This is a genomic window from Pontimicrobium sp. MEBiC01747, from assembly GCF_053601635.1.
The window spans coordinates 1-16036 of the sequence record NZ_JBSHNS010000401.1 but is presented as its reverse complement, the minus strand read 5'-3'; the positions used below and the strand labels follow the sequence as shown (position 1 = coordinate 16036).

11 protein-coding genes and 1 pseudogene are annotated in these 16036 nt (G+C 30.7%); 7 read left to right on the top strand and 5 right to left on the bottom strand.

The window, feature by feature from the left end; all coding sequences use genetic code 11:
• Window positions 1–28: 28 nt before the first annotated feature.
• The 4 genes from ACVC2P_RS12875 to ACVC2P_RS12860 all read left to right on the top strand — a co-directional run bounded on the left by ACVC2P_RS12875 (window position 29) and on the right by ACVC2P_RS12860 (window position 5796).
• Window positions 29–1384 carry a tetratricopeptide repeat protein gene (locus tag ACVC2P_RS12875; RefSeq protein WP_452598871.1) on the top strand — a complete coding sequence of 452 codons (1356 nt, stop codon included), beginning with the start codon at window positions 29–31 and terminating at the stop codon, window positions 1382–1384.
• Window positions 1384–1938: an LPS export ABC transporter periplasmic protein LptC gene (gene lptC, locus ACVC2P_RS12870; RefSeq protein WP_452598870.1), complete on the top strand. Its 555-nt coding sequence runs from the start codon at window positions 1384–1386 to the stop codon at window positions 1936–1938. The genes ACVC2P_RS12875 and lptC overlap by 1 nt, the downstream gene beginning before the upstream one ends.
• Window positions 1939–2226: 288 nt before the next feature.
• A complete protein-coding gene (locus ACVC2P_RS12865; RefSeq protein ID WP_452598869.1) occupies window positions 2227–3525 on the top strand; it encodes a hemolysin family protein in 1299 nt (432 codons plus the stop codon).
• A 147-nt stretch (window positions 3526–3672) separates the two neighbouring features.
• Window positions 3673–5796, top strand: a complete 2124-nt coding sequence (locus ACVC2P_RS12860; protein ID WP_452598868.1) for a peptidylprolyl isomerase — start codon at window positions 3673–3675, stop codon at window positions 5794–5796.
• A 58-nt stretch (window positions 5797–5854) separates the two neighbouring features.
• Here the strand turns inward: ACVC2P_RS12860 and ACVC2P_RS12855 are convergent, their stop codons facing one another.
• Both ACVC2P_RS12855 and ACVC2P_RS12850 read right to left on the bottom strand, forming a co-directional pair.
• On the bottom strand, window positions 5855–6769 hold the full coding sequence (locus ACVC2P_RS12855; RefSeq protein ID WP_452598867.1) for a GYDIA family GHMP kinase: 915 nt from the start codon (window positions 6767–6769) through the stop codon (window positions 5855–5857).
• Window positions 6770–6778: 9 nt separating this feature from the next.
• Window positions 6779–8077 carry a hydroxymethylglutaryl-CoA reductase, degradative gene (locus ACVC2P_RS12850; protein ID WP_452598866.1) on the bottom strand — a complete coding sequence of 433 codons (1299 nt, stop codon included), beginning with the start codon at window positions 8075–8077 and terminating at the stop codon, window positions 6779–6781.
• A gap of 235 nt (window positions 8078–8312) precedes the next feature.
• Between ACVC2P_RS12850 and ACVC2P_RS12845 the strand changes: the two genes are divergently transcribed.
• From ACVC2P_RS12845 to ACVC2P_RS12835, 3 genes are all read left to right on the top strand, one after another.
• On the top strand, window positions 8313–10541 hold the full coding sequence (locus tag ACVC2P_RS12845; RefSeq protein WP_452598865.1) for a S9 family peptidase: 2229 nt from the start codon (window positions 8313–8315) through the stop codon (window positions 10539–10541).
• A gap of 31 nt (window positions 10542–10572) precedes the next feature.
• On the top strand, window positions 10573–12162 hold the full coding sequence (locus ACVC2P_RS12840; RefSeq protein ID WP_452598864.1) for a peptide MFS transporter: 1590 nt from the start codon (window positions 10573–10575) through the stop codon (window positions 12160–12162).
• 105 nt (window positions 12163–12267) lie between these two features.
• Entirely contained in the window at window positions 12268–12816 is a 549-nt protein-coding gene (locus ACVC2P_RS12835; RefSeq protein ID WP_452598863.1) for a thioredoxin family protein, read from the top strand.
• 25 nt (window positions 12817–12841) lie between these two features.
• Here ACVC2P_RS12835 and ACVC2P_RS12830 read toward each other — a convergent pair whose 3' ends face one another.
• The 3 genes and pseudogenes from ACVC2P_RS12830 to ACVC2P_RS12820 form a co-directional block, all read right to left on the bottom strand.
• Entirely contained in the window at window positions 12842–14863 is a 2022-nt protein-coding gene (locus ACVC2P_RS12830; RefSeq protein WP_452598862.1) for a ComEC/Rec2 family competence protein, read from the bottom strand.
• Between the two features lie 107 nt (window positions 14864–14970).
• The gene (locus ACVC2P_RS12825) at window positions 14971–15528 is read right to left on the bottom strand and encodes a C40 family peptidase (RefSeq protein ID WP_452598861.1); all 558 of its coding nucleotides are present in this window, start codon (window positions 15526–15528) and stop codon (window positions 14971–14973) included.
• A 5-nt stretch (window positions 15529–15533) separates the two neighbouring features.
• Window positions 15534–16036: pseudogene (locus ACVC2P_RS12820) on the bottom strand (lipid-A-disaccharide synthase); the annotation flags it as partial.

Here is a 16036-nt window from a genome sequence, read left to right as displayed (position 1 = left end):
GACAGCTAATAGCACAAATATTAAGATTATGAAGAATAAGATTACATTATTAATAACGGTATTGTTTTTAGGTCTTAACCTAAGTTTTGCCCAGAGTCAAGAGGAATGTTTAACTAAGCTTTCTATAATGAGAGAGTATGCTAAAGCAAAAGATTACGAAGCAGCATATAAGCCATTTATGGAATTAAGAGAAACATGTCCTAAATATAACAGAGCAATTTATTCCGATGGAGAGAAAATTTTAGAAAACAAAATTGAAAAATCTACAGGAGCAGAAAAAATAGCTTTTATAAACGATCTTATTAAAATGTGGGATCAAAGAGCAATGCACTTTGCAAGTAAAACACCAAAAGGAGAGTATGATGCTAAAAAGGCTCAATTAAAATACGATAACAGAAAAGAATTAGGTTTAAGCGACATGCAATTATATGATGCTTTCGATAAGCCTTTTAACGAAGATATTAAGTCTTTTAAAAACGCAAAAAGCTTATACATTTACTTTAAGTTAATGGTAAAGTTGTATGATGCTAAACAAAAAACAGCTCAACAATTATTTGATAAGTATGATGATATTGTAGATAAAATTGAAGTAGAAGTTAAAGATAATTCAGATAAGTTAAATAAACTTTTAGCAAAAGAAGAAGCTGGAACATCATTAACTAAAAAAGAAGCTAGGTATAAAAAATACTACACACAAATATTAGCAGCCTTCGATAAAATTTCTGGAAGTGTAGATAGAGAGTTAGGAGATAGAGCAAACTGTTCAAACTTAATACCATTATACCAAAAAGATTTTGAAGCTAACAAAACTAACGAGGTTTGGTTAAGAAGAGCAGCAGGAAAAATGTCTGATAAAGACTGTACAGGAGATCCACTATTCTTTAAATTAGTAAATGCATTACACAAATTAAACCCGTCTGCAAGTTCAGCATATTATTTAGGGATATTAAAGGACAAAGAAGGAGCTACAAATGAAGCGCTTAAATATTATGAGCAATCATTATCATTACAAGAAGACCCTTTTAAGAAAGCTAAATTATACAAAAGAATAGCTAGCAAGCTTAAAAAGAAAGGAAACTATGGTAAAGCAAGAACGTATTTCCAGAATGCGTTACAACTTAACCCATCAGATAAAAGCCCTCACTCTTTTATAGCAGCAATGTATGCTAGTAGTGCTAAAAACTGTGGAGACTCTGCATTTAACAAAAGAGCAGTATACTGGTTAGCAGAAAGCGAAGCTAGAAAAGCAGGAAACACTAAAGCAGTTGCAAGATATAAAGCATTAGCCCCTTCAAAATCTGAAATCTTTACAGCAGGTAATGCTGGAACAACAATTAAAATTGGGTGTTGGATAGGAAGAAGTGTAACAGTACCAAGTATTTAATGCATAAAGTAGTAAAACATATTATAAAAACAGGAGTCATGGCAATAGCCATGACTCTGTTTTTTTCATGTAAAAACAACTTTAAAGAAGTACAAAAAATTGGTATATCTGCAAATGAACCTCAAGGAGAAGCAGAAGGAATCAATGCAAAGCGTACAGATTCAGGAAGAGTTTCGGCCAATTTAATAAGTCCAAAAATGTTAGATTTTGGAAATAGATCCTTTGGTTATTCCGAATTTCCTAAGGGGATTACATTGCATGTCTACGATAATAATAACCAAAAGAGTACTATTGTATCAGACTATGCTATTTTATATACACAAACAGACTTGATTGACTTACAAGGTAATGTGGTTATTTCTACCCCCGCAAAAGATACTTTATATGCAGAACAATTGTATTTCGATCAAAAAAAGAAATGGATGTTCACGAACCTTCCCGTTACTTATAAATCTGAAGGAATTATTACACATGGTGCTGGCTTTGATTCAGATAAAGACTTTACACTTACAGAAGTATTAGAAATAAGTGGGCAATTTGCCGTTTCAGAATAAAATATTTTTTACTTTTTTTAAAAAGAAGTATCGCGTAAACGCTTCAAAAATTTGCATATCTTTACCGTATTAAAATTTTTATAAAGTGAAATACTTAAAATTTACACAGTACATCTACCTAATTGCATCGTTTTATTTTCTTTATGAAGTTATAACGAATTGGAATGCAGATAGAAGTCATGCATACTTATCCTTATTTCTATGCGCATTAGCCGTATTTATGTTTTTTTTTTAGAAGAAAATTTCATAAAAAATTTAATGATAGAAACTAATTTAATCTACTAGTAAATGTCAATAACACTTATTGTAATCATAATTATAGTATCGTTATTGCTTTCTGCTTTTTTTTCGGGAATGGAAATTGCTTATGTGTCTTCTAATAAAATTCACATAGAAATTGAAAAAAAGCAAGATGGATTTTTAGCTAAAATATTATCTAAACTAACCGCTAAACCTTCAAAATTTATAGCCACAATGCTTATTGGAAACAATATAGCATTAGTAGTTTATGGTTTTTTCATGGGAGATCTTCTTATGAATTGGTTTGCTGTACAGTTATCCATTACAAGTTCGCCATTAGTAAAACTTGCACTAGGTGATTTTAATCTATTAACACAGACCATTATTTCTACTTTAGTAATATTATTCACCGCAGAATTTTTACCTAAAGTATTCTTTCAAATCTATTCTAACACTTTAATTAAAGCATTAGCCTTTCCGGCCTATCTGTTTTATCTTTTATTTACATTTATCTCAGATTTTGTTATTTGGATTTCAGATTTTGTATTAAAACGCTTTTTTAAAACCGAAGGCGATCAAGTTCAATTAGCCTTTACAAAAGTAGAATTAGGTAATTATATAAGCGAGCAAATGGAATCTGTAGAAGCACATGATGATGTAGATAGTGAAATTCAGATTTTTCAAAATGCATTAGAATTTGCCGAGGTAAAAGCACGGGAAGTTATGGTGCCAAGAACAGAAATTGTTGCTTTAGAAATTAAAGACTCAATAGAAGAGTTGAAAACAGTATTTATAGAAACAGGGTATTCTAAAATTATAATATATAAAGACACTATAGACGATATTATAGGTTATGTACATGCTTTTGAGCTTTTTAAAAAGCCAAAATCTATAAAAGCCATGGTTTTAGCTGTTGAATATGTTCCAGAAACCATGCTAATTAATGAAATACTTAATGTTCTTATTAAAAAACGAAAAAGTATAGCAGTGGTATTAGACGAATACGGTGGAACATCTGGTATTATGACCGTGGAGGATATTGTAGAAGAATTATTTGGTGAAATAGAAGATGAGCATGATACTGTAATACTAACAGAAGAAAAAATAGATGCATCAAATTATTTATTTTCAGCTCGTTTAGACGTTGACTATATCAATGAAACATATAAACTTAATTTGCCAGAAGGAGAAAACTACGAGACTCTTGGAGGATTAATTGTAGACCATACAGAAGAAATTCCGCAACAAAAAGATTTAGTAGACACAGAAAAATTTCAATTTGAAATATTAGAGGTTTCCGATACTAAAATAGATCTAGTAAAATTAAAAGTTAAAGAAGAAGATTAATCTTTAAGTAATGCCATTTTTTACCTTCATTTAAAGAAAAATAGCCCACATTTTTAAATTATTAGAATTAATGATAAAATCTACTTTTATTATTAAATAGAAAATGGTATTTTCGCCCACTATATTTCATAAAATCTATTTCAACAGATGGCAATTTTAAATAAGATAAGACAGAAAACATTCGTACTAATATTAGTAATAGCATTAGCATTATTTGCTTTTATATTATCAGGCGTTTTTAGTTCAGATGTGAGCTTAACAGGAAAATCTCCTAATGTAGTCGCTACAGTTAACGGTAAGGATATTTCAAGAGAAGCATTTATGGCTAAAGTAGAAGCTAGAAAAAATCCAAATGCAACTAATACACAGATAATGAATCAAGTGTATAACTATGAGGTTAATAGAATGGTAATGGAGACTGAGTATGACGCTTTAGGCTTAAGCATTAGTAGAGAGCAAATGATAGAGTTATTAAAGCCTAACTTACAGAATAGTCCAGAATTTCAAAATGAAGCAGGAGTATTCGATGTAGCAAAGCTAAATACATACATTGCCAATTTAAAAGCATCACCTAATAAAGCGGCTTACCAACAATGGGTAGATTACGAAGCATCTGTATCTGCAAACGGATTACAAGATACTTACATGAATTTAGTTAAAGCTGGAACAACTGCAACTTTAGCAGAAGGTGCTTTAGAGCATAAATTAGAAGGCGATAAAGTAGATATTAAATATGTGCAAATTCCTTTTGCGTCTATTCCAGACAGCACAGTAGAAGTATCTAAATCTGAAATAACAGCTTACATAAACAAGAATAAAAAGAAATACGAAGTTGAAGATTCAAGAAATATACAATATGTAAAGTTTGAAGAAGTTGCATCTGTAGATGATGAAAAGGTAATAAAAACAGAATTAAACAAATTACTTAAAGATAGAAAAGAAGGAGCAGATTCTAAAGTAGTAAAAGGTTTTGAAAATATTTCTGAAGATGAAATTGCAGAATATGTAAACATACATTCAGAAGGAGCAGTCAAGTATCAAGATAGATACAGTTTTCCAAACACAATACCTGCAGCAATAAAAGATACAATTACAAAACTAAAAATAGGAGGCGTATATGGACCATACAAAGAGGGTACAAGTTTTAAACTATCTAAATTAGTAGACGTTAAAAAACAATACGATTCATTAAAGGTTAGACATATTTTAATTCCATTTAAAGATTCTTTAAACGTTTCTTCAACAGCGACAAAAACAGAAGCAGAAGCTAAAAAAACTGCAGATAGTGTTTTATCTATTATAAAGAGCGATAAAACGAAATTTGCAGAATTAGTAAAAACCTTATCTTCAGATCAAGGAAGTCTTGCAACAGATGGTGTATACGATTGGCATGCAGAAGGCACCATGGTGAAAGAATTTAATGAATTTGAAATTAGCAAGAACGTTGGAGATATGGGAGTTGTGAAAACACAATATGGTTTTCACGTTATGGAGTTAATGGGTAGAAAAAGCCAAAAAGAAGCCTATAAAATAGCAACAATAGAAAAGAAAATAATAGCTTCTTTAGATACAGAAGATAAATTATTTAGAGAAGCCTCTAATTTTGAATTAGCAACAGCTAAAAAATCATTTCAAGACGTTGCCAAAGAAACAAACAAAACAGTTAAACCTGTAAACACAATAAAGGCATTAGACGAAAACATCCCAGGCGTAGGAAACCAAAGAGAAATAGTACGTTGGGCTTTTGAAGAAGGTAGAGAAGTAGGAGACGTTAAACGTTTTAATGTAGCAGGAGGCGATTATGTTATTGTACAAGTAACCGCTAAAAATGAAGCAGGTTTAATGAATGTAACAGATGCATCAATTACAGCATTACCAGAAATAAGAAAAGAAAAGAAAGCAAAATTAATTAAAGATAGAATCACTGCTACTACATTACAAGAGGTCGCTACTGCAGAAAAACAAACAATAAAATCTGCATCTGCAATTAATATGAAAAACCCAACTATTGCTGGAGCAGGAAGAGAACCTTTAGTTGTAGGTACAGCTTTTGGACTTAAAGAAGGTGCGACATCTAAACTAATAACTGGAGAAAATGGAGTATATATGGTTCAAGTAACTAAAAAAACACCAGCCGTTGAGTTAGATAATTATCAGTCTTTTGCAAATAGATTAGAAACAGAAAAAGCAAATGCAGTAACTGCTAGATTATTAAAAGCATTAAAAGATGCAGCAGAAATTGAAGATAACAGAGCAAAAACTGTTCAGTAAAAAAATAAAATAAACAAAAATAGTTTTAAGCCTTTTGCATTTATGTAAAAGGCTTTTTTTATAAAACCATTTTAGAGTAAGAAATAATAGTATTGTAACCTTTAGACTTAAAATAAGTGCTTACATAGTCTAAAGAGCCAGTAGCTAATATAAAATCTCCTCCCCAACCACCAAGGCTTTTAATCGCATTATTGAAATCATTAAATAAGCGAGATTTAATAGGTGTTTGGTTTGTTATTTCTCCAATTAAGGACTCATGAGAAGTTATTAAAAACTCAAAATCCTCTATAGTTTCGCAAACATTTAATTTATTAGTAATAACGTTTACTTTACTAATCGTTTCAGAAATATACTTTTTGTTGTTTTGGTATGTTTTAATAGCATCTCGGCTATTTTGTTTCTGGTTTAAGTGAACAAAATGAAGCTTATCTTTAAAGTTAGGATTAAAACAGACCTGTTCTATATTTGGTGCTTGGTTAGCCTCTAAATAATATAAAATAGGCCTATCGTTAAAAGCGCAAGCAATATCGTAACCACTACCACCAAAAGTAGCATCAGATAATTTAAAAGGATCTACAGTTGCCCACTGCGCAATATTATTTAATAAAGTAGAAGAAGAACCTAGGCCCCAATCCCTTGGAAAATCTAATTTTGAAAAAACAGAATATCCTGTTTTTTCTGTTAAAAAATTTGGATTGAGTGTTTTTGCTGCTCTTAAAATTTGAAACAATCGTTTAGAAATAGCATCATTAGGAATATAACTGTCATTGATGAGTTCCGTTAAAAGAAAAGACGTCTCAAACCACACCACATTATTATTATCTATACTTTTCCATGTAATTTGCGGACTAGCTGTATTTTCTACAGATAGTGCTTGCCCATATTTAGTTGGTACAGCAAGAGCTTTAGCGCCGTCTAAAACAACATACTCCCCTGTAAGTAATAATTTCCCATTGCTATAGAAGTTCTGCATTTATAGACGCTATTTTCTTAAGTTAGTTAAAGCTTTAACAACAGCACTATGCGTTACAGTGTGCGTTTTAAAATAATTAACAATAGACTCTTTTTCTTCTTTATTGGCATCAAATTGATTTAATATATTCATTAAATGCATTTTCATGTGTCCTTCCTGTATACCAGTAGTTGTTAAAGATTTTATGGCAGCAAAATTTTGGGCTAACCCAGCTACAGCAATAATTTGCATTAGCTCAGTAGCTTTAGGCTTATCTAAAATTTCTAGAGCTACTTTAACCAAAGGATGTAAGCTCGTTAAACCTCCAACAGTACCAAGCGCTAAAGGAATTTCTATCCAAAAACTAAAAACACCATTTTCTATTTTGGCATGTGTTAAACTACTATATTGCCCATTTCTAGCAGCATAAGCATGAACACCAGCTTCAACAGCTCTAAAATCATTGCCAGTAGCTAAAACTACTGCATCAATGCCATTCATAATCCCTTTATTGTGTGTTACAGCTCTGTAAGGCTCAACTTCGGCAATAGCGACAGCTTGTACAAATTTTTCGGCAAATAGTTTTGGATTGATATCGCCTTCAGCTAAAGCTTCAACATTACAAGACACCTCTGCTTTAACTAAACAATCTGGGACATAATTAGAAAGAATACTCATAACAATTTCTACAGGCGAATTAAGGTGGTTTTTAGCTTCAGCCTTAAATGTCTTTGCAAATTGCTCTAAACAAGAGTTTATAAAATTAGCACCCATAGCATCCAAGGTCTCAAAAGTAGCATGCAATTGGTAATAACCTTTTATATCTTGAGTTTTATCTTTTAATTCAATATCTAAGATACCACCACCACGTTTTTCCATGTTTTTGGTAATAGGCTTAGTATCTGTAATAAGTTTAGGTTTTATAGTATTAAAAAACTGTTCTAATAACTTAAAATCTCCATGAAACATAAAATGAACTTGTCCAATTTTAGTTGTAGAAAGCACAGTAGCTTTAAAACCACCACGACTCATCCAAAATTTTGCAGCTTTACTAGCAGCAGCAACAACAGAACTTTCTTCAATAGCCATGGGGATGGCATATGTTTTTCCATTTATTAAAAAGTTTGGAGCAACACCAAAAGGCAAATAATAGTTAGAAATTGTGTTTTCTATAAACTCATCATGCAACTGTTGTAACTTACTATTAGTATTAAAATATTGAGTAATAGTCTCTTTTGCAGTATTAGAGTTAGATAGATAAGTACTTACAATCCAATCTATTTTTTCAGATTTTGATAGTTTAGAAAAACCAGAAATCGATTTATTCATCAGGAAAAATTTAATGCAGCAAATATACCACTCTAAAAGCAAAGTCTATTGTTTTGTATTAAAGTTGAAGGAATTATAAAAAGAAACTATAAAATAATCTTATATAACATGGTTAAGCCTAAGTAAGTAAATACCGTATATTATACGCTATTAGGAAGAAATAACTGTTAATAGTTAGGGTTTTTTGCATATTTTTTAGTAAACTTGACATTATTTTGTTTAAAAATCATTCTTAATGAAAATTTGTAAATTTTTACTGTTAACTTTCCTTTTTGCAACTACTTTAACATCAGCTCAAACCCAAAATATAACTCTAGATGAAATATGGGGTGGGGAATTTAGAACAGAACGAATGGATGCTCTGCATTCTATGAATAACGGACAACAATATTCGGTTTTAAATTTTGATAGGAAAAATGGAAAAACCACAATAGACATATACGATTATAAAACCTTGAAAAAGGTTAAAACATTAGTAACATCTTCAGATATTGAAGAACTACAGTATTTCTCTGATTATAAATTTAGTGATGATGAAAGCCAAGTGCTTTTAGCAACTAATGAAGTCTCTATTTTTAGGCGTTCATCTTTAGGTAACTACTATGTATTAGATACGAAAACTAAAAAAGTAACAGCAGTTTCAGATCAAAAAATTCAAGAGCCAACCTTTTCTCCTAACGGAAAAAAGGTTGCCTTTGGTTTAAATAATAATCTTTACATAAAGGATTTAATAACAGGTAAGACCACACAGATTACTTTTGATGGAGTAAAAAATAAAATTATTAACGGAATTACAGATTGGGTATATGAAGAAGAATTTGCTTTTGTAAGAGCTTTTGAGTGGAATGCAAATAGTGATAAAATTGCATTTATTCGTTTTGATGAAACTAATGTGCCAGAATTTTCAATGGATGTATACGGGCAAAATCTTTACCAAACACAAACGGTATTTAAATACCCTAAAGCAGGAGAAGCTAATGCTATTGTGTCTTTACATATTTATGATTTAAAGGCAGATAAAACACAAGAAGTAAAAGTAGATAAAATATATACAGATTTTTATATACCAAGAATTAAATGGACAAATGACGCTAATATTTTAAGTGCTCATTACATGAACCGTCACCAAAATGAACTAGACCTTTGGATGATAGATGCTAAAAAGAACAAAGCATTTATAGCAATAGAAGAAAAAGATAAAGCATATATAGACGTAACAGATAATTTAACCTTTTTAAAAGATGATAGTTTTATTTGGACTAGCGAAAAAGATGGATACAATCATATCTATCATTACGGGAAAAAAGGAAAGCTAATAAACCAGATAACAAAAGGAAATTGGGAAGTAACAAACTATTATGGTTACGATGCCAAAAATGAAAAAATATATTACCAATCTGTAGAAAATGGGTCTATAAATAGAGATGTATATTCTATTGACCTTGATGGAACTAATAAAAAACGTTTAACCAAAACAGATGGGACAAATAATGCAGCATTTAGTGCAGACTTTACTTATTTTATAAATACATTCTCTAGCGCAACGACACCACCAGAATATACTTTAAATAACTCTAAAACAGGAAATGTTGTTAAAAGCATAAAAGACAACGACAAATTAGCAGAAAAATTAACCAATTATACAACTTCTAAGAAAGAGTTTAGTACAATAAGCGTTAATGGAAACGATTTAAATATGTGGATGATAAAGCCTGCAAATTTCGATCCAGCAAAACAATATCCATTATTTATGTATCAATACTCAGGACCAGGATCTCAACAAGTTGCTAACAAATGGAATAGTGCTAATGACTATTGGTATCAAATGCTAGCCCAAAAAGGCTATATAGTAGCTTGCGTAGATGGTAGAGGAACAGGTTTAAAAGGTGCTGACTTTAAAAAAGTAACACAAAAAGAATTAGGTAAATACGAAGTAGAAGACCAGATTGAAGCAGCTAAATTATTAGGAGCTCGACCGTATATAGATGCAGAACGCATTGGTATTTGGGGATGGAGTTACGGAGGATTTATGAGTAGTAATGCTTTGTTTAAAGGCAACGATGTATTTAAAATGGCAATAGCTGTTGCACCAGTAACAAGTTGGAGGTTTTACGACTCTATTTATACAGAACGTTACATGACAACACCTCAGGAAAACCCTAGTGGTTATGATGATAATTCTCCAATAAATCATGTAGATAAATTAAAAGGAGATTTTCTATTAATTCATGGAACAGGAGACGATAATGTACATGTGCAAAATACGATGAGAATGGTAGAAGCATTAATTCAAGCCGATAAGCAATTTGAATGGATGATTTACCCAGACAAAAACCATGGTATTTATGGAGGAAACACAAGATTGCATTTGTACAAAAAAATGACAAACTTTATCGATAGAACTTTAGGAGATAAAATAAAAGCCACTAAAGCAACTAAAGAAGAAGTAAAGATTAAAGGATAATATTATACTAACTAATAAATAATTTATTTATATGGAATTTAAATTTGGAGGTTCAGAAACCAATCAAAAAACGGTGCTAGGCCATCCGTCTGGTTTATTTGTGCTGTTCTTTACAGAAATGTGGGAACGCTTTTCATACTACGGTATGCGAGCATTATTAGTGCTATTTTTAGTTGCTACATTAATAGATGGAGGCTGGGCTTGGGAAAGAGCAGATGCACTTAAATTATATGGTTTATATACAGGGCTGGTATATATAACTCCAATACTTGGAGGGCTTATAGCAGATAAAATAATGGGGTATAGAAAAGCAATAGTTCTTGGTGCATTATTAATGACATTGGGGCATGCTTCTATGGCATTAGAAGGAACAACGTCTATGTTTTTCTATTTAGGATTATTCCTTCTAATTATTGGGAATGGACTGTTTAAACCAAATATTTCTTCAATGGTTGGTCAGCTATACAAAAACCAAGGAAAAGAAAAAGATGCAGGTTATACTATTTTTTACATGGGTATAAATGCAGGAGCATTTTTAGGAATTTTATTATGTGGATACATTGGTGAAAAAATTGGATGGCATTATGGATTTGGTTTAGCTGGAATTTTTATGTTCTTCGGAATGTTACAATTCTATTTCGCGCAAAAAATATTTGCAAACATAGGACTATCTCCTAAGCAGTCAGATGACCTAGATGATGTAATTGAAGATTCAATTGAAAAAATTGAGGACGATATTGAAGAAGTTATCGATGATGCGAAAAAATCTAAGGTAACAAAAGATAGACTAATTGTTATTGGAGTTCTAGCATTCTTTACAGTATTCTTTTGGTGGGCTTTTGAACAAGCAGGTGGATCTATGACGATATTTGCATCAGATTATACAGATAGAGTGTTAACAGGAAACGGAGCCTATACCTTTAAAATAGTTAATACATTATTAACGGTAGTCCCTATGTTAATTATTACATGGGTATTAGGGATGTTATTTAAACAAACATTTTCTAAGTTCTCCTTATCAAACATATTATTAGGAACAAGTTTTGTTATAATATGGGCTATAGTTATATGGATGTTAGTAAGAGAATTTCAATCAGATAAAGCAGAAGTAGCTGCCTCTTGGTTTGGAATATTAAACTCTTTCTTTATTATTGCGTTTGCGCCATTATTTTCTAAAATTTGGCAAAGTAAATACAATCCTACAGGTCCAGTTAAATTTGCTTTGGGATTAATATTACTGGGAGTAGGTTTTGGAATATTAGCATTTGGTTCTATGGGAATACCATTAGGAGCTAAAACGGCTTCTGTAAGTATGATTTTCCTAATCTTAGCATACCTTTTCCACACACTAGGAGAATTATGTGTGTCTCCAGTAGGGCTATCTTATGTAAGTAAATTAGCTCCAGTTAAATTAGTAGGTTTAATGTTTGGAGTATGGTTTGTTGCTAACTTTATAGCAAATACCTTAGCAGGTATTACAGGTAGTTATATAGATCCTATAGTAGAAGAGTATGGAATGTCTACATTCTTCTTAATATTTACATTAATTCCTATAGGAGCTGGTATTGTTATGATTATCTTAAACAAAACATTATTAAGAATGATGCACGGCATTAGATAAAAAATAAATATTATATACTAAAACGCCTCGTTGAGGCGTTTTTTTATTTTTTGTAACTTTGGAATGCTATTTGCGACTACACATAAAGAATTAAAAAGATTTAAAATGAAGAAGACCATTGTTTTAGCACTATTTGCACTATTTACTACAGTATCAATATCTGCGCAAGAAATTAATTGGGTAACACTAGAGGAAGCAGTAGCGCTTCAAAAGAAAGAACCAAGGAAAATTATGATGGATGTATATACATCATGGTGTGGCCCATGTAAAGCTCTAGACCGTAATACATTTAAAAATAAAGATGTTGCAGACTATGTAAATAAAAACTATTATGCCGTAAAGTTTAATGCAGAAGGTAATGACGTTATAAAATTTAGAGGAGAAACATTTACAAACCCTAATTATAACCCAGCAAAAGCAAGTAGAAGAAATTCAGTGCATCAATTATCAAGATTCTTCAGTATACGCTCGTATCCAACAATTGTATTTTTAGATGAAGAAGCAGAGTTTTTAGCTCCAATAGTAGGTTATAAAAAGCCTCAGCAACTAGAGTTATACTTAAAAATGTTTAAAAAAGACGAGCATAAAGGCATGGATACACAAAAGGCATTTAATGACTATTATAAAAAATTTAAAGCCGAATTTAAAGAGTAAATAAACGTCTAAATTATATAGATATTTAATTTAGAGTTATAATAAAAGCTCCTTTTTCATTAGTGTTATGGAAAGGGAGTTTTGCTTTTTTACAAACCTGTTTCCATTGCTTTATATACGATTTGTAATTACTACCATCTGCAATAATATACTTTGGTTGCAAAGTATTAATTAATCGTTCTAAGTTAACTTTTGGAGATTGCCTTAGCAGAACATAGGTTGGCTTAATAGTCTTTAAATTATAAGCCCCAATACTATCTATAACTAACAAATAATTGGCATTTACATTATATATAGTCTGCAAGCTATTAGACTTTAATGTATTGATATTGTTAAACACTTTATAGTTAGAAATAATATCATTATTTAACGAATCTAAATCTGAATAAAGTTCAAGCTTTGTATTGCTTTTGTAGCCAATAACAGTATGCTTGCTTTTGTGGAAAATAGTGAATTGAGAATTGTTTGAATTGTACTTACTAACAATGAGAGTACCTTGAAAACAAATTATAACAATTAATACTATATAAATACGGTTGTAACTTGGTTTAGTAACCCATTTTACTATTGTAAATAGTAAAAAGTATGCAAAAAACACCTGAGCAGCATTAAATGAAATTTCGGTAAAAATAAACTGCTCTTGTAGTGCTATCCATTTTACTAAACTATTCATTGCAGAAATAACAAAACCATAAAACGTTACCAAAAAGTTTGGTAAGCCATTTAAAAGCGCCAGAACTATAATTAATATACCTAAAGCTAGTATGAAACCAAGAAATGGGATGATAATTAAATTAGAAATGAAAAATAAACCAGGAAACTGGTGAAAGTAAAATAGACTAATAGGAACAACCCCAAATTGAGCAGCCAAAGTTACTGTAAAAATATCCCATAACCATTTTAATATTTTATACTTAGGATGCCATAATTTAACTATTAATGGTTGTATCGCTACAATAGCTATTACAGCTAAATAACTTAATTGAAAACCGACATCGAAAATAAAAAGTGGTTTAAAAAGCAGTAAAATAAGTATTGAGAGTGCTAATGTATTATAGATATTAGTAGAGCGTTTTAAATGCAAAGCAATTGTAACAATACTAAACATAGTAACCGCCCTAATTATTGAAGCCGATAAACCAGCAATAATAGCAAAACCCCATAGAGAAGTAAGTATAAATATTACCTTTATCATTCTCCCATGTTTTAAATAAATTAATGGATGAAATAAACCATTTAATAAAAGTAATAGAATTCCAACATGCAGGCCAGAAACAGCTAGAATATGAATAGCACCAGCATTAGTATAATTATTTTGGATAGTTTTACTAACACCCTGTCTTTGTCCCAGTATTAGGGCATTAATAATAGCAAGTTCATCAGGATTAAAGTGATGAGTTTTTAGCCTATTATTAATAGTTCTCCGCAGTAAATCTGCATAACCGTATAGCGTATGTGGTTTAGAGTTGATATTAAGCAGTTGCTTTTTTGAACTGTAAATTTGGTGGTATATATATTGTTTTTCCAAGTAATGTTTATAATCAAATTGATTAGGATTTAATGGGCTATTAATGGTTTTAAAGGGCTGGTAGGTAGTATAAATATCATCTGCATGCAAAGAAGAGTTTATACTATCTTTAGTAACATATAATAAAGCTATTCCCGATACAGGTTGCTCTCCAATTTTTAAGACATCTATAGTATACTTTTTGTTGTAATTATTAGGTTTTAAAATACTGTTAACTCTAAAAGTAATCGATTGGTTAGATAAATCTACTTTAGAGTAATGCCGAGGATTTAGTTTTTTATTGTTTAAATTGGTTATAAGTATTCCAATAGATACAGTAGTAATAAAAGATAGTATACTAAAACTAACAGATGTATTATAAGTGTTTTTTAAAACAAGAAGTAAACAGCCTAAACCAATTAAAAAAACAATAGTTATATAGAGAGAAAGATTAGTAGGAATAGAAAAATAGTAGGCAGCTAATATGCCTACGACTAAACAAATAGTTAGTTGTATTATGGTGAAGTTAAGGGCTTTCAATTACCCTAAATTAATAAAAATCTTACTATATATAAAGTGTTTTTTTATTTTTTAAACCTAATAAATAGAGTTTGATTTATATAAGGTTATAAGTTTAAAAAACAATTTTATTTAAGCAAACGCCTGGCTTGCACAAATGCAAAATACCAATAACGTTCGGCTAAATTAGAAACGATAACACCTTTGCTTGTAGATGAATGAATAAATTCTACGTTTCCTACACGTGAAGACGTAACAATACCAACATGATTTACTTTACGATTATTTTTTTTGGTTGCAAAAAACAATAAATCTCCAGGCTTTACTTCTTTTAAATCAATCCAATTTCCGTAAGTAGCCATAGCGCTTGAAACCCTAGGTATTTTTATATTTTCTTTTTTAAAAGCGGTGTAAACTAATCCAGAACAATCCATACCAGCTTTAGTAGTACCACCATACTTATAACGCGTGCCTTTATAATACTTTGCATTATTAACAATAGCTTGGGCAAGAGCATTAGTAGTTTTTGGTTTTGCAGTTGTATTTCGCGTAGGTCTAGGTCTAGGCTTTTTTACGGTCCTTGTTGTTCTTGTTTTTTTAGTAACAACTCGTCTGTTTTTAGAAGACCCGCAAGACGTTAAAGTTAAAGCGAAAATTGAAAGTAGAATTAGGGCTTTTTTATGCATTAATGTTAGTCGTTATTAATGGTTTTGTAAATTAATTTAGCAGTAGTTTCACTAGCACCTTTTCCTCCAAGTGCTTTTTCTAAATCGTAATAATCAATAAAAAATTTAGTGCGTTCGTAGGAGTCTAATAATCGATTAAGTTCTTTTTTTAGTCGATTGGTATTAAAGTCATTCTGAATTAATTCTGTTACAGCTTCCCTATTTAAAATTAAATTAACTAAAGAAATGTAGTCTAAATTAACCAAGCGTTTTCCAATCTGGTAAGATAGCCAACTGCCCTTATAACAGACTACTTGAGGAACTTTAAAAAGAGCGGTTTCAAGAGTAGCTGTACCAGAAGTAACCAAAGCAGCAGTAGAAACACTTAATAAGTCGTATGTTTTATTAGAAATAAAATGAACATTATTCTTTTTAATAAATTGCTTGTAGAAACTATAATCCTGTCCTGGAGCACCAGCAATAACAAACTGATAGTTTTTGTAATTATCTACAATACTAAGCATTATAG